Origin of the sequence: Curtobacterium sp. MCSS17_016 (assembly GCF_003234255.2) — a bacterium.
GTDB lineage: Bacteria > Actinomycetota > Actinomycetes > Actinomycetales > Microbacteriaceae > Curtobacterium > Curtobacterium flaccumfaciens.
In genome coordinates, this window is record NZ_CP126254.1 from 3,602,454 (window position 1) to 3,620,023 (window position 17,570).

Consider the following 17,570-nt stretch of genomic DNA (forward strand, 5'->3'; position numbering starts at 1 on the left):
TCACTTACCTGACTTTCCGGCCTTGCGGCGCACGTTCTCGCCGGCGTAACGGACACCCTTGCCCTTGTAGGGCTCGGGCTTCCGGAGCTTCCGGATGTTCGCGGCGACCTCGCCGACAGCCTGCTTGTCGATACCGGCGACGGTGACCTTGTTGTTGCCCTCCACCGCGAAGCTGATGCCCGCCGGCGGCTCGACCGTGATCGAGTGGGAGTACCCGAGGGCGAACTCGAGGTTCGAGCCCTTGGCCGCGACACGGTAACCCGTACCGACGACCTCGAGGCCCTTGGTGTAGCCCTGGGTCACGCCGATGATGTTGTTGGCGATGAGGGTCCGGGTCAGTCCGTGGAGCGAACGCGACTCGCGCTCGTCGTCCGGACGGGTGACGAGGACCTGGTTCTCCTCGACCTTGGCCTGGATGGGCTCCGCGATGACGAGCGCGAGCTCGCCCTTCGGGCCCTTGACCGCCACGTTCTGACCGTCAACGGAGACGGTGACGCCGGCGGGGATGTCGATGGGGAGACGTCCGATTCGTGACATTGTCGATCACCACACGTAGGCGAGGACTTCCCCACCCACGCCCTTCTGCTCGGCTTCGCGGTCGGTCAGGAGGCCGGAGGAGGTCGAGAGGATCGCCACGCCGAGGCCACCGAGGACCTGGGGGATCTCCGTCGACTTCGCGTAGACCCGGAGGCCCGGCTTCGAGACGCGCTTGATGCCGGCGATCGAACGCTCGCGCTCGGGGCCGTACTTCAGGTCGATGGTGAGGGTCTGCCCGACCCGGGCGTCCTCCTCCTTCCACTCGCTGATGTAGCCCTCACGCTTGAGGATGTCGGCGATGTTCTTCTTGAGCTTGGAGCTCGGGAGCGCGACTGCGTCGTGGTGCGCGGAGTTCGCGTTCCGCAATCTGGTCAGCATGTCTGCGACCGGATCGGTCATCGTCATGATGTTCGTCCATTTCTCGCCTGGTTTCGACACCCGTTCCACGAATGCCGACCTGAGCGATCGAGTGATCCCGGGGCGGTTCCCCGAGATCGGTGTGTTCGTGCGTGCGGGCCGGAGGACGTGAATCCTCCGGCCCGCACCGCCCGAAGTAGTTTAGACCGTCTGCTCGTTGGAGCGGAACGGGAAGCCGAGCTGGCGGAGCAGCGCGCGTCCCTCGTCGTCCGTCTTCGCGGTGGTCACGACAGTGATGTCGAAGCCGCGGACACGGTCGATGCGGTCCTGGTCGATCTCGTGGAACACGGACTGCTCCGTGAGACCGAACGTGTAGTTGCCGTTGCCGTCGAACTGCTTGTCGCTGAGACCGCGGAAGTCGCGGATGCGGGGCAGTGCGAGCGTCACCAGGCGGTCCAGGAACTCCCACGCGCGGTCACCGCGGAGGGTGACGTGCGCGCCGATGGCCTGGCCCTCGCGCAGCTTGAACTGAGCGATGGACTTGCGGGCGATGTTGACCTGGGGCTTCTGACCCGTGATCGCCGTGAGGTCCTTGATGGCCCCCTCGATGATCTTGGAGTCACGAGCGGCCTCGCCGACACCGGTGTTCACGACGACCTTGACCAGGCCGGGGACCTGGTTGACGTTCGCGTAACCGAACTGCTCGGTGAGGGCCGTCTTGATCTCGGCCAGGTACTTCTGCTTGAGGCGCGGCTGGATCTTGCCAGCGGGCGCAGCAGTCGTGTCAGTCATCAGAGCTTCTCACCAGACTTCTTCGCGTAGCGGACACGGACGGTCTTCTTGACGCCGTCCTTCTCCACCTCTTCGGTGCGGAAGCCGACACGCGTCGGCTTCTTCGTCTTCGGGTCGACGAGTGCGACGTTCGAGACGTGGATCGAGGCTTCGTGCTGCTCGATGCCACCGGTCTTCGAACCACGCTGCGTCTGACCGACGCGGACGTGCTTCGTGACGAAGTTCACGCCCTCGACGACGACGCGGTTCTTGTCCTTGAGGACCTCGATGACCTTGCCCTGCTTGCCACGGTCGCCGCCACGCTCCTGCGTCGCGCCCGTGATGACCTGGACGAGGTCACCCTTCTTGATGTTCGCCATGGCTTACAGCACCTCCGGCGCGAGCGAGATGATCTTCATGAACTTCTTGTCACGGAGCTCGCGACCGACCGGACCGAAGATGCGCGTACCGCGCGGGTCGCCGTCGGCCTTGAGGATCACTGCCGCGTTCTCGTCGAACTTGATGTAGGAGCCGTCCTGACGACGGGTCTCCTTCTTGGTGCGAACGATGACTGCCTTGACGACGTCACCCTTCTTCACGTTGCCGCCGGGGATGGCGTCCTTCACCGTGGCGACGATGACGTCACCGAGACCGGCGTAGCGACGACCCGAGCCACCGAGCACGCGGATGGTCAAGATCTCCTTGGCACCCGTGTTGTCGGCGACCTTCAGGCGGGATTCCTGCTGAATCACTGCTGTCTCCTATTCCGAAGCAGGCCGAGGCCTACTTGGCCTTCTCGAGGATCTCGACCAGGCGCCAGCGCTTGGACGCGCTGAGGGGACGGGTCTCGCTGATCACGACGAGGTCGCCGACACCAGCGGTGCCGAGCTCGTCGTGGGCCTTCACCTTGGACGTGCGACGGATGATCTTGCCGTAGAGCGCGTGCTTCACGCGGTCCTCGACCTCGACCACGATGGTCTTGTCCATCTTGTCGCTCGTCACGTAGCCGCGACGCGTCTTGCGGTAGCCGCGAGTGAGGGCGGCGGAGTTCTTCTCTTCGTTCGCCATTACTTCTCCTCGGCGGTCTCGGCCTCGGTCGACTCGGCCGGCTTGTCAGCCTTCTTCGTCGTCTTCTTGGCCTTGGGGGCGGTCTCGACGGGCGCGGGAGTGGCACGGATGCCGAGCTCGCGCTCGCGGAGGACGGTGTAGATGCGGGCGATGTCGCGCTTGACGGCACGGAGACGACCGTGGCTCTCCAGCTGGCCGGTGGCCGACTGGAAGCGGAGGTTGAAGAGTTCCTCCTTGGCCTTCTTCAGCTCGTCAGCGAGACGCTCGTTCTCGAACGTGTCGAGCTCCGTCGGACGGAGCTCCTTGGAACCGATCGCCATTATGCGTCGCCCTCCTCGCGCTTGATGATGCGTGCCTTGAGGGGCAGCTTGTGGATTGCACGAGTCAACGCCTCACGGGCGATCTCCTCGCTGACGCCGGAGAGCTCGAAGAGCACCCGGCCCGGCTTCACGTTCGCGACCCACCACTCGGGCGAACCCTTACCGGAACCCATGCGGGTCTCGGCGGGCTTCTTGGTCAGCGGACGGTCCGGGTAGATGTTGATCCAGACCTTGCCACCACGCTTGATGTGACGCGTCATGGCGATACGAGCGGACTCGATCTGACGGTTGGTCACGTACGCCGGGGTGAGGGCCTGGATACCGTAGTCGCCGAAGCTGACCTTGGTACCACCGGTGGCCTGACCCGAACGCTTCGGGTGGTGCTGCTTGCGGTGCTTGACTCGACGGGGAATAAGCATGGTTACGCCTCAACTCCTGCGCCGGCCGGCGCGTCCTGCGGGGCCTGCTGCGGACGACGGTCACCGCGGTCGCCGCCACGACGGTCGCCGCCACGGTCGCCACGCTCACCGCGCGGGCCGCCACGACGCTCCGGGCGCGACGAACGCTGGTTCGCCTGCTCGCGAGCGAGCTCCTTGTTCGTGATGTCGCCCTTGTAGATCCAGACCTTCACGCCGATGCGGCCGAACGTGGTCCGGGCCTCGTAGAAGCCGTAGTCGATGTTCGCGCGGAGCGTGTGCAGCGGCACACGGCCCTCGCGGTAGAACTCCGAACGCGACATCTCGGCGCCGCCGAGACGACCCGACACCTGGATGCGGACACCCTTGGCGCCGGCGCGCTGTGCACCCTGCAGGCCCTTGCGCATGGCGCGACGGAACGCGACACGAGCGGAGAGCTGCTCGGCGATGCCCTGCGCGACGAGCTGGGCCTCGGTCTCGGGGTTCTTGACCTCGAGGATGTTCAGCTGGATCTGCTTCTTGGTGAGCTTCTCGAGCTCACCGCGAACGCGCTCCGCCTCGGCGCCGCGGCGGCCGATGACGATACCCGGACGAGCCGTGTGGATGTCCACGCGGACACGGTCACGGGTGCGCTCGAGCTCGATGCGTGCGACACCGGCGCGGTCGAGGGTCTTCTTCAGGTACTCGCGCACCTTGATGTCCTCGGCCACGTAGTCGGCGTAACGCTGACCGGCCTTCTTGCTGTCGGTGAACCAGTGCGAGACGTGGTCCGTCGTGATCCCGAGACGGAAGCCGTACGGGTTGACCTTCTGGCCCATTACTTGCTCGCCTTCTTGCTCGTCGCGGCAACCTCGGCCTCGTCGGGCGTCGCGAGGACGACCGTGATGTGGCTGGTGCGCTTGTTGATGCGGAAGGCGCGGCCCTGGGCGCGCGGCTGGAACCGCTTCAGGGTCGTGCCCTCGTCGACGAAGACGCGGCTCACGTAGAGGTCGCGCTCGTCGAGGAAGCTGTTCGTCGAGTCCGCCTTGACCCGTGCGTTCGCGATCGCCGAGGCGACCAGCTTGTACACGGGCTCCGAAGCGCCCTGGGGGGCGAACTTCAGGATGGCGAGGGCCTCGTGGGCCTGCTTGCCGCGGATCAGCTCGATGACGCGACGGGCCTTCTGAGGCGTGACGCGGATGTGTCGCACGCGTGCGATCGACTCCACCATTTCGTTCCTCCTCTGCGTCGCCGCCTCAGCGGCGACGGCCCTTCTTGTCGTCCTTCACGTGACCACGGAAGGTGCGGGTCGGCGCGAACTCGCCGAGCTTGTGACCGACCATCGACTCGGTGACGAACACCGGGATGTGCTTGCGGCCGTCGTGGACGGCGATCGTGTGCCCGAGCATGTTCGGGACGATCATCGACCGACGCGACCACGTACGGATCACGTTCTTGGTGTTGGCCTCGTTCTGCGTGACGACCTTGCGGAGCAGGTGCTCGTCGACGAAGGGGCCCTTCTTCAGACTGCGTGGCATCTTCTGAACTCCTACTTGCGCTTCTTGCCGGCGTTACGGCGACGGACGATGAGCTTGTCGCTCGGCTTGTTCGGCTTGCGCGTACGGCCCTCGGACTGACCCCAGGGGCTGACCGGGTGACGACCACCGGACGTCTTGCCCTCACCACCACCGTGCGGGTGGTCGACCGGGTTCATGGCGACACCACGGACGGTCGGGCGGACGCCCTTCCAGCGCATGCGGCCGGCCTTGCCCCAGTTGATGTTCGACTGCTCGGCGTTGCCGACCTCGCCGATGGTGGCGCGGCAGCGTGCGTCGACGTTGCGGACCTCGCCCGACGGCAGACGGAGCTGCGCGTAGGGGCCGTCCTTGGCGACGAGACGCACCGAGGCGCCGGCGGAGCGAGCCATCTTGGCGCCGCCACCGGGGCGGAGCTCGATGGCGTGCACGACGGTACCCACGGGGATGTTGCGCAGCGGCAGGTTGTTGCCGGGCTTGATGTCGGCGCCGGGGCCCTGCTCGATGACGTCGCCCTGCTTCAGCTTGTTCGGCGCGATGATGTACCGCTTCGTGCCGTCCACGTAGTGCAGGAGCGCGATGCGCGCAGTGCGGTTGGGGTCGTACTCGATGTGCGCGACCTTGGCGTCGACGCCGTCCTTGTCGGAGCGACGGAAGTCGATCACGCGGTACTGGCGCTTGTGGCCACCACCGATGTGACGCGTGGTGATACGGCCGGAGCTGTTGCGACCACCGGTCTTCGGCAGCGGACGAAGCAGTGACTTCTCCGGAGTCGAACGGGTGATCTCAGCGAAGTCGGCGACCGACGAGCCGCGACGACCGGGGGTCGTCGGCTTGTAGTTACGAATAGCCATGATTTATCCCTCTGGTCCTCAGCCGACAGCCGTGAAGATGTCGATCGAACCGGACTTGAGCGTCACGATGGCGCGCTTGGTGTCCTTGCGCTTGCCGAGACCGAACTTGGTGCGACGGGTCTTGCCCGGGCGGTTCAGCGTGTTGATGCTCGCGACCTTGACGTCGAAGATCTTCTCGATGGCGAGCTTGATCTCGGTCTTGTTCGAGCGGGGGTCCACGATGAACGTGTACTTGCCCTGGTCGATGAGCGCGTAGCTCTTCTCCGAGACGACCGGCGAGATGATGACGTCGCGCGGGTCCTTGTTGAAGCCGCTCATGCGGTGATCTCCTTCGCGGTCTTCGACGCGATGAAGGCGTCGAGGGCGCTCTTGCTGAAGACGACGGCGTCCGAACGCAGCACGTCGTAGGCGTTGAGCTGGCCGTACGAGAGCGCGTGGACGTTCGACAGGTTGCGGATCGACTTGAGCGTCAGCTCGTCGTCCGTCTCGAGCACGACGAGCACGTTCTTGACGGGCGCGACCTTCTCGAGGAGCGTGCGGGCGGTCTTGGTCGACGGCAGTTCAGCCGCGACGAAGCCCTCCACAGCGGAGATGCGGCCACCGCGGGCGCGGTCCGAGAGCGAGCCGAGCAGAGCAGCGGCGATCATCTTCTTCGGGGTGCGCTGCGAGTAGTCGCGCGGGGTCGGTCCGTGGACGACGCCACCGCCGGTGTGCTCCGGAGCACGGACGGAACCCTGACGGGCGCGGCCGGTGCCCTTCTGCTTGAACGGCTTGCGACCGGCACCGCGGACTTCGCCACGGTTCTTGGTCTTGTGGGTGCCCTGACGCGCGGCTGCGAGCTGCGCGGTGACGACCTGGTGGATCAGCGGGACGTTGGTCTCGACGTCGAAGAGAGCTGCGGGGAGCTCGACGGTGCCGGACTTGGCACCCGATGCGTCGAGGACGTCGATCGTGGTTGCGGTCGTGGTGGCCATGATCACTTACCCTTCACGGCGGTGCGGACGAAGACGGAGCGGCCACGAGCACCGGGGACGGCGCCCTTGACGAGCAGCAGACCCTTCTCGGCGTCGACGGCGTGCACCGTGAGGTTGAGGACGGTCACGCGGTCGCCACCCATACGACCAGCCATGCGCATGCCCTTGAAGACGCGCGACGGGGTCGAGGAAGCACCGATCGAGCCGGGCTTGCGGTGGTTGCGGTGCGCACCGTGCGAGGCGCCGACGCCGTGGAAGCCGTGGCGCTTCATGACACCGGCGAAGCCCTTGCCCTTGGAGGTACCGACGACGTCGACCTTCTGGCCCGCCGTGAACGTGCCGTCCACGGTGAGCTCCTGGCCGAGCGTGTACTCAGCGGAGTCGTTGGTACGGATCTCGGTGAGGGTGCGACGCGGGGTCACGCCAGCGGCCTCGAAGTGGCCAGCGGCCGGCTTGTTGACCTTGCGCGGGTCGATGGCACCGGCGGCGATCTGGATCGCCTCGTAGCCGTCGCGCTCAGCGTTGCGGATCTGGGTGACCACGTTCGGGCCGACCTCGATGACGGTGACGGGGATGAACTTGTTGTTCTCGTCCCACACCTGGGTCATCCCGAGCTTCTTGCCGAGGAGGCCCTTGACGGTCTTGGTTGAGTTCGCCATTGGTCAGCCCCCTTACAGCTTGATCTCGATGTTGACGTCTGCCGGCAGGTCGAGTCGCATGAGCGAGTCCACGGCCTTCGGCGTCGGGTCGACGATGTCGATGACCCGCTTGTGCGTGCGCTTCTCGAAGTGCTCGCGCGAGTCCTTGTACTTGTGAGGGGAACGGATCACTGCGATCACGTTCTTCTCGGTGGGGAGCGGCACCGGGCCGACCACGGTTGCACCGGCACGGGTCACCGTGTCGACGATCTTCCGGGCCGACGTGTCGATGACCTCGTGGTCATACGACTTGAGCCGGATGCGGATCTTCTGTCCCGCCATGTGTCTCTTGTCCTCTCTGCGCCGCGCACCCTCTGGCCGCCTGACGCCGCTCGGTTCCGCATTCCTGCGGACCGTGCTGTTTTCCTGAACCAACCGGCCGCATCCACTGGGGATGACCGCTGTTCACCTGTCAACCTCGCGGGCGACCGTGGCCGTCCAGCGTGGGCAATCGACTGCCTCGTGCTCCGGGCGCAGCAGTGGTACACCGCGTCCGTCACCCTTCGGGGAGTCGTGTTCTGCTGCCTGCGGCCCAACCCAGCCCTGCTGAACAAGGGGGTTGTGCACTGCCAGAGCAGTGATCCTGTGGGCGTACACCCACGGGGAATTCGGAACCGGACAAGTCTCGCATAGCCCCGGCCCACGTGCAACCCGGGCGTGTCGCGAATTACCGGGCGTGTCCCGCGGGCTCGCTTGCCCGGATCCACGCGGATCGGACGGCCTGGAGGCCCGGCTCGGCCCCGCAACGCGACGCACCCTCCGGACGGGGTCCGGAGGGTGCGTCGACACGGGTCAGGAGACCGTCACTCGGCGGTCACCGGGGGCACGAACCACGGCGGGAAGACGGCCACTCGCGGAGCGTGTCCACCGTGGTCGGCGAGCACGGCGCGGACGGTCTGCCGGGCCTTGTCGTTCGGCACGCCGATGACCGCGACCGACGTGAACGGCACACTCGGACCGGCGAGCAGCTCGAGGCCGTGCATCTCCGGGTCCGTGAAGTCGGTGCGACGGATCAGGTTCGTGCCGGCGTCGGGACCGACGGCGAACCGGACGTCGTCGGCGTCGGCGTCCTGGTCGGCGACGATCACCGAGGCACCGAACGCGGAGACCGGCACGACGAGGACGACGTAGTCGATCGCCCGGGTGCGGCGGGCGGCGTCCGACCAGCGCTCGCCCTCGGCGCCCGTGCGGAGCTCGTCCCAGCGGGTGGCGTCGGGCGACAGCGTGAACGGCACGTGACCGGCGATCGAGGAGCCGTCGGGCGCCTCGGCCTCGGCGCGGGCGGCGCGGGTGTCGGCGGAACTGACGTCCACGACCGGCTCGGCCTGGTCGGACGCCAGGATCGCCCCGGCACCGACGATGCCGTCGAGGTTGTCGATGTGGGTCACGTGGTGGGCGCGGAGCGCTGCGAACTCACGTGCCTCGGGCAGGTCGGCGGACGACGAACGGAGCGACGTCGGCGACCGGAGCGACGTCCCGGGGCCGGAGGCCGGCGGGTCGACGCGCAGGTTGGTGGTGATGCGGGTCCGGCGGGGGGCCGGGGTGGCTGGGATCTCCGACGCCTCGCGCTGCCGGGGTGCGCAGATGTCGCAGAGCTCGGTGGGGAATCCGTGGATGCACTCGTCGGTCACGACTGTTGTGGGTCCTTCCGTGCCGTGTGGGGGTGGTCCGGCACGTCGACCAACGCTACGTCATCCGGACGGCCCCCGGGTCATTGTCGGTAGAGCAGTGCCCGGACCTCGGCCTCGGCGGACGCCAGGCGGTTCGGATCGATGGTCTCCCCGTGGTCGTACGCGTCGAGCAACCGGGGGTCGATGTAGCTCTGTCGGCACACCGTCGGGGTGTTGCCGAGCTCGTCGCTGGCGGCCTTCACGGCGTGCGAGACGGCCTTCTTCCGCTTGGCCTGGGACGACTGCGGTCCGGTCTTCGCCAGGTCGACCGCGGCCGCGACCGTCCCGTGCAGGGTCCGGAAGTCCTTCGCGGTGAACTCGTCGCCCGCACGTTCCTTCACGTAGGCGTTGATGTCCTCGGCGGAGAGCGGCTCCCACTCCGCACCGCGACGCTCGCGGAACGAGAGCAACCGCGCGTTGGGCCCGCGACGCTTCATGCCGGCGATGACCCGCGCCAGGTCGTGGTCGTGGATCGACGACGACCACTCCTGCCCGCTCTTGCCGGGGAAGTCGAGCTCGATGTCGTCGCCCGACACGTGGGCGTGCGCGCACAGCAGCGTGGACAGCCCCCGACTGCCGTGCTCGGTGGCGTACCGCTCGGACCCGACCCGGAGGGACCCCTGGTCGAGCATGCGGAACGCTGCGGCCAGCGCACGGCGGCGGTCCGGCTCGGGGCGACGGAGGTCCTGCGTGACACCGCGGCGGGCGACCGGCAACGACTCGGCCAGTGCCAGCGCCCGGTCGTACTTGATCCGGTCCATCCGTTCGCGCCAGGACGGGTGGTACATGTACTGGCGGCGCCCCGCACCGTCCGTGCCCGTCGCCAGGATGTGGCCGTTCTCGTACGGGGAGATCCAGACGTCGTCCCACGCCGGCGGGATCACGAACTCCTCGAGTCGACGGCGCTCGTCCGGGTCCGTCACGGTGTTGCCGTCGGGGTCGCGGAACGAGAAACCGCGTCCGGAACGGACGCGGTGGTAGCCGCGACCGGAGGTCGCGGATCTGCGGAGGCGGGTCACGCGGTCGAGCCAACTCCGTGACGCCTGTGACGGGTCACGGGGCGGACAGGAGGCCCGTGGCGGGCGCCGCCCCGGGCCTCCTGTCCGGCGCTCTGTACGGCCCGCCAGAGGCCGCGTACGACGAAGCGGGGCCGGGCCCGAAGGCCCGACCCCGCTGTCGCAAGGAACCGGAGTTACTTGATGATCTTCTCGACCGTACCGGCACCGACCGTACGACCACCCTCACGGATGGCGAAACGGAGGCCCTCTTCCATGGCGATCGGCTGGATCAGCTCGACCGTCATGGCGACGGTGTCACCGGGCATGACCATCTCGGTGCCCTCGGGCAGCGTGATGACGCCGGTGACGTCCGTGGTGCGGAAGTAGAACTGCGGGCGGTAGTTCGCGTAGAACGGGTTGTGACGCCCACCCTCGTCCTTGGTCAGGATGTACGCGTTCGCCTGGAACTCGGTGTGCGGCGTGACCGAACCCGGCTTCACGACGACCTGGCCGCGCTCCACGTCCTCACGCTTGAGGCCACGGATGAGCAGACCGGTGTTGTCACCGGCGACCGCCTGGTCGAGCAGCTTGCGGAACATCTCGATGCCCGTGACGGTGGTCTTCTGCGTCGCGCGGATGCCGACGATCTCGACCTCGGCGTTCAGGTTGAGCGTGCCACGCTCGACGCGACCGGTGACGACCGTGCCACGACCGGTGATCGTGAAGACGTCCTCGATCGGCATCAGGAACGGCTGGTCGGTGGCGCGCACCGGGTCCGGCACGTGCTCGTCGACCTGGGCCATGAGGTCCTGGACCGACTTGACCCACTTCTCGTCGCCCTCGAGCGCCTTGAGCGCCGAGACCTGCACGACGGGGGCGTCCTCGTCGAACTGCTGCGAGCCGAGGAGCTCGCGGACCTCGAGCTCGACGAGCTCCAGGATCTCCTCGTCGTCCACCATGTCGGACTTGTTCAGTGCGACGACGATGTAGGGGACGCCGACCTGGCGGGCGAGCAGGACGTGCTCACGCGTCTGGGGCATCGGGCCGTCGGTGGCGGCGACCACGAGGATCGCGCCGTCCATCTGTGCCGCACCCGTGATCATGTTCTTCACGTAGTCGGCGTGACCGGGGGCGTCGACGTGCGCGTAGTGACGCTTCTCGGTCTGGTACTCGACGTGCGAGATGTTGATCGTGATGCCGCGCTGGCGCTCCTCGGGAGCGTTGTCGATCTGCGCGAAGTCGCGGGCCTCGTTGAGGTCCGGGTACTGGTCGTGCAGAACCTTGGTGATCGCCGCCGTGAGCGTGGTCTTGCCGTGGTCGACGTGACCGATGGTTCCGATGTTGACGTGCGGCTTGGTGCGCTCGAACTTGGCCTTGGCCACTGTGGGTCCTCCTCAGGACTCGGAAGCGTCACCCCCGGCCGGCCCTGGATGGGCTCGGGACCGTTGGTGCGCGGTGTGTGTCTGTACTTTACTTGGTGGCGAGGGGCCCGTCGCCGGGCGCCCCCGCCTGTGGAGAAGCGCTGAGCGCTACTCCCCCGCGTTCTTCGCGATGATCTCCTCGGCGACCTTGGCCGGGACCTGGCTGTAGGTCTCGAAGGTCATCGAGTAGACCGCACGACCAGAGGTCTTCGACCGCAGGTCGCCGACGTAGCCGAACATCTCGGACAGCGGCACGCTCGCGCGGACCACCTTGACGCCCGAGGCGTCCTCCATCGAGGCGATCTGGCCACGACGGGAGTTCAGGTCACCGATGACGTCGCCCATGTACTCCTCAGGAGTACGGACCTCGACGGCCATGATCGGCTCGAGGATCGCCGGACCGGCCTTGCGAGCCGCTTCCTTGTAGGCGATCGAGCCGGCGATCTTGAACGCCATCTCGGACGAGTCGACGTCGTGCGCCGCGCCGTCCTTGAGGATGGCCTTCACGCCGACCGTCGGGTAGCCCGCGAGGATGCCGACCTGCATGGCGTCCTGGATACCGGCGTCGACCGACGGGATGTACTCGCGCGGGACACGGCCACCGGAGGTCGCGTTGACGAACTCGTAGACCTTCTCGCTCGTGACCTCCATCGGCTCGAGCGCGATCTGCACCTTCGCGAACTGGCCGGAACCACCGGTCTGCTTCTTGTGGGTGTAGTCGTAGCGCTCGACGATCTTGGTGAGCGTCTCGCGGTAGGCCACCTGGGGCTTGCCGACGCTCGCCTCGACGTGGAACTCACGCTTCATGCGGTCGACGAGGATGTCGAGGTGGAGCTCGCCCATGCCCTTGATCGTCGTCTGACCGGTCTCGGCGTTGAGCTCGACGCGGAACGTCGGGTCCTCTTCGGCGAGCTTCTGGATGGCCGTGGAGAGCTTCTCCTGGTCGGCCTTCGTGTTCGGCTCGATGGCGACCTCGATGACCGGCTCCGGGAACGTCATCGACTCGAGGACGACCTGGTTGGTCGGGTCGCACAGGGTGTCACCGGTGGTGGTGTCCTTGAGGCCGATGACCGCGTAGATGTGGCCAGCGGTCACGTTGGCGACCGGGTTCTCCTTGTTGGAGTGCATCTGGAAGATCTTGCCGATGCGCTCCTTCTTGCCCTTGGTCGAGTTGATGACCTGGGCACCGGACTCGATCGAGCCGGAGTAGACGCGCACGTAGGTCAGACGACCGAAGAACGGGTGCACCGCGACCTTGAACGCGAGGGCCGAGAACGGCTCCGACGCGTCGGGCTTGCGGATGATCTCCTTCTCCTCGTCCTTGACGTCGTGGCCGATCATCGGCGGCACGTCGAGCGGGGACGGGAGGTAGTCGATGACGGCGTCGAGCATCGGCTGGACACCACGGTTCTTGAACGCGGAACCGCAGAGGACCGGGTAGAGCGTGCTGCTCACCGTGAGGGCACGGATGGCTGCCTTGATCTCGGCGACCGAGAAGTCGGTGTCGCCCTCGAGGTAGCGCTCCATGAGGACGTCGTCCGCCTCGGCCACGCGCTCGATGAGCTTCTCGCGGTACTCGGCGGCACGGTCCTGCAGGTCAGCCGGGATCTCTTCGATCTCGTACTTCGCGCCCATCGCGACGTCACCCTTGGCGTCGCCGCGCCAGGTGAGTGCACGCATCTGGACGAGGTCGACGACGCCTTCGAACGAGCTCTCGGAGCCGATCGGCAGCTGGAGCACGAGGGGCTCCGCGCCGAGGCGGTTCACGATGGTGTCGACGGTGTAGTAGAAGTCGGCGCCCAGCTTGTCCATCTTGTTGACGAAGCAGATACGCGGGACGTCGTACTTGTCGGCCTGACGCCAGACGGTCTCGGACTGGGGCTCGACGCCCTCCTTGCCGTCGAAGACGGCGACCGCACCGTCGAGGACGCGGAGCGAGCGCTCCACCTCGACCGTGAAGTCCACGTGACCGGGGGTGTCGATGATGTTGATCTGGTTGTTGTCCCAGAAGCAGGTCGTCGCGGCCGACGTGATCGTGATGCCGCGCTCCTGCTCCTGCGCCATCCAGTCCATCGTGGCAGCGCCGTCGTGGACCTCACCGATCTTGTGCGTGATGCCCGTGTAGAACAGGATGCGCTCGGTCGTCGTGGTCTTGCCGGCATCGATGTGCGCCATGATGCCGATGTTGCGGACCTTGTTCAGGTCGGTGAGCACGTCCTGTGCCACAGGGTTCCTCCGGAAGAGTTGTAGGAGAGGTTGGCGGCCGTCCGGGCGCCGGGGTTCTTGACCACCGGCGCCCGGACGGTGCCGGGACTACCAGCGGTAGTGGGCGAAGGCCTTGTTCGACTCGGCCATCTTGTGCGTGTCCTCGCGGCGCTTGACCGCGGCACCGAGACCGTTCGACGCGTCGAGGATCTCGTTCATGAGACGCTCGGTCATCGTCTTCTCGCGACGGGCCTTGGCGTACGAGGTGAGCCAACGGAGCGCGAGGGTGTTCGCGCGGTGCGGCTTGACCTCGACCGGGACCTGGTAGGTCGAGCCACCGACACGGCGGCTACGGACCTCGAGGGTCGGACGGACGTTGTCGAGCGCCTTCTTCAGCGTCACGACGGCATCCTGCTGGTTCTTGGCGGAAACGCCCTCGAGTGCACCGTAGACGATGCGCTCGGCGAGGCCCTTCTTGCCGTCGAGCAGGATCTTGTTGACGAGCTGGCTGACGATCGGCGCACCGTAGACCGGGTCGGCGACGACGGGACGCTTGGGGGCGGGACCCTTACGAGGCATCTAACTCAACCCTTCTTCGCGCCGTAGCGGCTACGAGCCTGCTTACGGTTCTTGACTGCCTGGGTGTCCAGGGCGCCACGGATGATCTTGTACCGCACACCCGGGAGGTCCTTCACACGACCGCCGCGGACGAGCACCATCGAGTGCTCCTGGAGGTTGTGGCCCTCACCCGGGATGTAGGCCGTGACCTCGGTGCCGTTCGAGAGCTTGACACGAGCGACCTTGCGCAGTGCCGAGTTCGGCTTCTTGGGGGTGGTGGTGTAGACGCGGGTGCACACACCACGCTGCTGGGGGTTCGCCTTCAGGGCGGGCGCCTTGGTCTTGGTGACCTTCGGCGTACGACCCTTGCGAACCAGCTGCTGAATAGTAGGCAACTGTTCTCCTGGTTCTTCGCTCGTGCTCTCTGGCCGGCGCGTTCCGCCGGCTTCCTCGTCCCACGCTGAGCACCGCCGGACGGCGGGTGTTCGAGTGGGGGACGGAGTGGCCCGGCTGGGCGATCCCGCTCGCCGGACTTTTCGGGCGCGCCCGAGGGCGCACACCCGGTAGAGACTACCCGCGTAACGGGACGAAATCAATCCGGGTCACCCCGGCATCCGACACCGTCATGAGCCGGTGTCGGACGACCCGTTGCCCACCGCCGAGCGGAACGTGGCGCCGTCGCTCGAGAAGCCGGTGACGTACCCGCTCGCGTTCACGTTGAGCGGCCCCGCGGACGCCGTTCCGGTGCCGGCAGCGCCCGAGATGTCGGCCGTGTACTTCGCCCGGCCGGGCGCCGTCGTCGTGATCAACCAGCCGTTCGTCGTCCAGCTGCCGACCCGGACCGTCGGCCGCGTCTCGAGCGTCCACTTCTGGTTCGAGTACGTGTACGCGGGGTTCTGCCCGTACGCGTAGAAGCTGCACCCGGCGGGGGCGGCGTCGGTGGAGGCGATGCAGCCGTCCACCCAGTCGTCCACCGCCCGCTTGGCGGCCTGCTGCCCGGCGGTGGTCAGGGTCGTGGTCATCTGCACCGGGGTCGAGGTCGACCGACCGAACCCGCTGACGCTCGCCGATCCCCCTCGGGCCGTGGTCCACTTGCCACCGTCGAAGGCGACGTCGTACGTGCCGGGCAGCGCGCGGAGACTCACCGTGCCGTCCTTCGCGGTCTTCACGTTCCGGCCGGCGACGGTGACCGCCGCACCGGACGGCCCCCGCACGGCGACGGCGACCGATCCGAGCTCGGGGGCCTGCAGCTCCCAGATCGGGAACACACCCCAGTCCGTCCCGGTCTTGTCCAGCGTGAAGGTCGCAGCGACGTCCTGCCCGCCCTGGCGCAGGTACGCGCGGACCGTCGCGGTGTCGCCGTCCGTCCGCGTCGCGGCGACGCGGTAGCCGGTGACCTTGTCCGATGCCTTCGCGTAGGCGGCTTCGCCGAGGAGCACGTCGGTCTTCTCGCGTTCGATGCCCGCGTCGTCGAGGGCGTCGGCCACGCGTCCGGCCGTCAGGTCGTCGAGGAACGCCCGCACCGGGCGGTCCGCCGAGTGCGAGGAGGAACCGACCGAGTAGCCGACGACACCGGCGACGAGCAGCAGGACGACCGCTGTGCCGCCCGAGATGATGCCGATGAGCTGGCCGCGACGGAGCTTCCGGCGAGGACGCTGCGGCACCGGCCCGGGCATCCCGGGGAATCCGGGGGCTCCTCCGCCGGGACCCGGACCGAACCCCTGGGCCGTTGCCCCGGACGTTCCGTCCCCACGGATCGAGGCCACCGGCGGGACGGCACCCCAGCCGCCCTGCTGGTCCGGATCCTGCGCGTGCTGGTCGCTCATCGTTCCCCCGTTGCGTGTGCGTCGTGCCCTGCGAACACTACCGTCCGGCGGGTTCCTCGCCCGCGTTCGTCCGGTCGGGCCCGGAGCGCTCGTCAGGCCCGTCCAGACGTGCCGTCCCGGCCGCGCCCGAGCCGCCATCGGTCCGTGCCTGGTGGCGAGCCATCGTGATCCCGCCGAGCACCGACAGGAGCGCCACCACGACGGACCCGACCACGAACGGCCCGAGGGCGTACCCCGCGGGGAAGACGAGGAGCTCCGTCGCGTCCGAGCGGACGAGCGCGTAGCCCACGGCTCCGACGCCGAGCATGACCAGGTAGACCGTCGCCGCGGCCACCAGCGCGGTGACCCCGGGGTTGCCGTCGCGCACGCCGGCCGCGGTCGCGAGGAAGACCACCACCGCGCCACCGACCACCATCGCGGGCCCGAGGTACGGGGTGGCGTCGGGCTGCGAGATGACCTCGACGTCGGCGAGCAGGGCTTCGAAGCCCGTGACGGCGATCACGAGCGCGATGAAGAGGACGGACGTCATCGTCGCGATCAACCACCGGGACATGCGCCGATCGTATCGCCGACCGGCTGGTCAGTGAGCGGGTTCGGCGTGGTCCGTGTCGTCCGCGTGTTCGCGACGGTCCGCCCGGTCGGACTGCTCCTGCGCTGCGGCGACCAGGGCGAGCGCGATCGTCGCCGTGATGATCGGGACGGTCTCCGTCATGGGGGCGGGCGCGGGCGCGGAATCCGGCATCGTCGCGGCCGTCTCGTCCGTCGCGGCCGTCTCGTCCGTCTCGTCCGTCTCGTCCGTCTCGTCCGTCTCGTCCGTCGGGACGTCGGACTGGAGGCCCGTGGCGGCGTCCGCCTCGGCGCTGCCCTCCGGCTCGTGGTCACGCAGCGCCGGGCCGATGACCGGCAGCACCCCCGTGGTCGCGGCCGGTTCAGCGTGCAGGACCGGCGGCTCGGTGGACACGGATCCGTCGCGCTTCGCCGCGCGGCGCGCTCGGCCCATCTTCACCAGGACGACGACGGCGACGATCGCCCAGATCCCGTTGACGATGGTCGAGGGGACGGCGTGGTGCGCGGCGACGTTGATGGCCACCGCGAGGCCGCCGACGAGGTTGAACAGCTGGTAGAGCGGGCCGTTCGGGATCTTGCCGGTGGAGAACAAGATGTAACCGGCTAGAACGGTTACTGCGCCGAACCAACCGAGGAATTCCACGATTCCGACCAACACGCGCGACTCCGGGCACGACGAGGAACGGCCGGTTCGAGCCGACCGTTCGAGAGGGGATGAGCAGCCGCGATCACGGCGTCTGGTGCATCGTAATCACAACGACGGGTGTCGCGAAAGTGGGGTCGGCGTGGCGCGGCCGACCCCAGTCCGCGGGGGTC

25 protein-coding genes are annotated in these 17,570 nt (G+C 67.7%); all 25 read right to left on the bottom strand.

Annotation, left to right across the window (positions count from 1 at the left end; translation table 11 throughout):
* Window positions 1–537: a 50S ribosomal protein L6 gene (gene rplF, locus DEJ19_RS16925; RefSeq protein WP_017885518.1), complete on the bottom strand. Its 537-nt coding sequence runs from the start codon at window positions 535–537 to the stop codon at window positions 1–3.
* Between the two features lie 6 nt (window positions 538–543).
* On the bottom strand, window positions 544–942 hold the full coding sequence (rpsH, locus tag DEJ19_RS16930) for a 30S ribosomal protein S8 (protein ID WP_111232650.1): 399 nt from the start codon (window positions 940–942) through the stop codon (window positions 544–546).
* 153 nt (window positions 943–1,095) lie between these two features.
* The gene (gene rplE / locus DEJ19_RS16935; RefSeq protein ID WP_042537502.1) at window positions 1,096–1,686 is read right to left on the bottom strand and encodes a 50S ribosomal protein L5; all 591 of its coding nucleotides are present in this window, start codon (window positions 1,684–1,686) and stop codon (window positions 1,096–1,098) included.
* Entirely contained in the window at window positions 1,686–2,045 is a 360-nt protein-coding gene (gene rplX / locus DEJ19_RS16940; RefSeq protein WP_017885522.1) for a 50S ribosomal protein L24, read from the bottom strand. Before rplX ends, rplE begins: the two co-directional genes overlap by 1 nt.
* Window positions 2,046–2,048: 3 nt before the next feature.
* Window positions 2,049–2,417 (bottom strand): 50S ribosomal protein L14, encoded by a 369-nt coding sequence (gene rplN, locus DEJ19_RS16945; protein ID WP_017885523.1) that lies wholly within the window; start codon window positions 2,415–2,417, stop codon window positions 2,049–2,051.
* 31 nt (window positions 2,418–2,448) lie between these two features.
* Window positions 2,449–2,733 carry a 30S ribosomal protein S17 gene (rpsQ, locus tag DEJ19_RS16950; protein WP_017885524.1) on the bottom strand — a complete coding sequence of 95 codons (285 nt, stop codon included), beginning with the start codon at window positions 2,731–2,733 and terminating at the stop codon, window positions 2,449–2,451.
* Window positions 2,733–3,053, bottom strand: coding sequence for a 50S ribosomal protein L29 (gene rpmC / locus DEJ19_RS16955; RefSeq protein WP_017885525.1), 321 nt, complete (start codon window positions 3,051–3,053; stop codon window positions 2,733–2,735). Before rpmC ends, rpsQ begins: the two co-directional genes overlap by 1 nt.
* Complete coding sequence (rplP, locus tag DEJ19_RS16960; RefSeq protein ID WP_017885526.1) at window positions 3,053–3,472, bottom strand: 50S ribosomal protein L16; 420 nt, start codon at window positions 3,470–3,472, stop codon at window positions 3,053–3,055. The genes rpmC and rplP overlap by 1 nt, the downstream gene beginning before the upstream one ends.
* A 2-nt stretch (window positions 3,473–3,474) precedes the next feature.
* A complete protein-coding gene (gene rpsC / locus DEJ19_RS16965) occupies window positions 3,475–4,287 on the bottom strand; it encodes a 30S ribosomal protein S3 (RefSeq protein WP_017885527.1) in 813 nt (270 codons plus the stop codon).
* Window positions 4,287–4,679, bottom strand: a complete 393-nt coding sequence (gene rplV, locus DEJ19_RS16970; protein WP_035809257.1) for a 50S ribosomal protein L22 — start codon at window positions 4,677–4,679, stop codon at window positions 4,287–4,289. The genes rpsC and rplV overlap by 1 nt, the downstream gene beginning before the upstream one ends.
* Window positions 4,680–4,704: 25 nt before the next feature.
* Entirely contained in the window at window positions 4,705–4,986 is a 282-nt protein-coding gene (gene rpsS, locus DEJ19_RS16975) for a 30S ribosomal protein S19 (RefSeq protein WP_017885529.1), read from the bottom strand.
* Between the two features lie 11 nt (window positions 4,987–4,997).
* A complete protein-coding gene (gene rplB / locus DEJ19_RS16980; RefSeq protein ID WP_027466728.1) occupies window positions 4,998–5,837 on the bottom strand; it encodes a 50S ribosomal protein L2 in 840 nt (279 codons plus the stop codon).
* 18 nt (window positions 5,838–5,855) lie between these two features.
* Window positions 5,856–6,155, bottom strand: a complete 300-nt coding sequence (rplW, locus tag DEJ19_RS16985; protein WP_027466729.1) for a 50S ribosomal protein L23 — start codon at window positions 6,153–6,155, stop codon at window positions 5,856–5,858.
* Window positions 6,152–6,811: a 50S ribosomal protein L4 gene (rplD, locus tag DEJ19_RS16990; protein WP_027466730.1), complete on the bottom strand. Its 660-nt coding sequence runs from the start codon at window positions 6,809–6,811 to the stop codon at window positions 6,152–6,154. The genes rplW and rplD overlap by 4 nt, the downstream gene beginning before the upstream one ends.
* A gap of 2 nt (window positions 6,812–6,813) precedes the next feature.
* On the bottom strand, window positions 6,814–7,470 hold the full coding sequence (rplC, locus tag DEJ19_RS16995; protein WP_027466731.1) for a 50S ribosomal protein L3: 657 nt from the start codon (window positions 7,468–7,470) through the stop codon (window positions 6,814–6,816).
* 12 nt (window positions 7,471–7,482) lie between these two features.
* On the bottom strand, window positions 7,483–7,791 hold the full coding sequence (gene rpsJ, locus DEJ19_RS17000; protein WP_017885534.1) for a 30S ribosomal protein S10: 309 nt from the start codon (window positions 7,789–7,791) through the stop codon (window positions 7,483–7,485).
* 521 nt (window positions 7,792–8,312) lie between these two features.
* On the bottom strand, window positions 8,313–9,140 hold the full coding sequence (locus DEJ19_RS17005) for a DarT ssDNA thymidine ADP-ribosyltransferase family protein (RefSeq protein WP_084741336.1): 828 nt from the start codon (window positions 9,138–9,140) through the stop codon (window positions 8,313–8,315).
* 80 nt (window positions 9,141–9,220) lie between these two features.
* Window positions 9,221–10,198: a DNA topoisomerase IB gene (locus tag DEJ19_RS17010; RefSeq protein ID WP_027466733.1), complete on the bottom strand. Its 978-nt coding sequence runs from the start codon at window positions 10,196–10,198 to the stop codon at window positions 9,221–9,223.
* A gap of 173 nt (window positions 10,199–10,371) precedes the next feature.
* Window positions 10,372–11,559, bottom strand: a complete 1,188-nt coding sequence (gene tuf / locus DEJ19_RS17015) for an elongation factor Tu (RefSeq protein WP_027466734.1) — start codon at window positions 11,557–11,559, stop codon at window positions 10,372–10,374.
* Between the two features lie 147 nt (window positions 11,560–11,706).
* A complete protein-coding gene (gene fusA, locus DEJ19_RS17020; RefSeq protein WP_027466735.1) occupies window positions 11,707–13,824 on the bottom strand; it encodes an elongation factor G in 2,118 nt (705 codons plus the stop codon).
* Between the two features lie 87 nt (window positions 13,825–13,911).
* The gene (gene rpsG, locus DEJ19_RS17025; protein ID WP_017885539.1) at window positions 13,912–14,382 is read right to left on the bottom strand and encodes a 30S ribosomal protein S7; all 471 of its coding nucleotides are present in this window, start codon (window positions 14,380–14,382) and stop codon (window positions 13,912–13,914) included.
* Between the two features lie 5 nt (window positions 14,383–14,387).
* Complete coding sequence (gene rpsL, locus DEJ19_RS17030; RefSeq protein WP_017885540.1) at window positions 14,388–14,756, bottom strand: 30S ribosomal protein S12; 369 nt, start codon at window positions 14,754–14,756, stop codon at window positions 14,388–14,390.
* 228 nt (window positions 14,757–14,984) lie between these two features.
* Window positions 14,985–16,187, bottom strand: coding sequence for a hypothetical protein (locus tag DEJ19_RS17035; RefSeq protein WP_146250615.1), 1,203 nt, complete (start codon window positions 16,185–16,187; stop codon window positions 14,985–14,987).
* 37 nt (window positions 16,188–16,224) lie between these two features.
* Window positions 16,225–16,740 carry a DUF6121 family protein gene (locus DEJ19_RS17040; protein ID WP_111102626.1) on the bottom strand — a complete coding sequence of 172 codons (516 nt, stop codon included), beginning with the start codon at window positions 16,738–16,740 and terminating at the stop codon, window positions 16,225–16,227.
* Between the two features lie 27 nt (window positions 16,741–16,767).
* Entirely contained in the window at window positions 16,768–17,397 is a 630-nt protein-coding gene (locus tag DEJ19_RS17045) for a CBU_0592 family membrane protein (protein ID WP_146250614.1), read from the bottom strand.
* Window positions 17,398–17,570 lie beyond the last annotated feature (173 nt).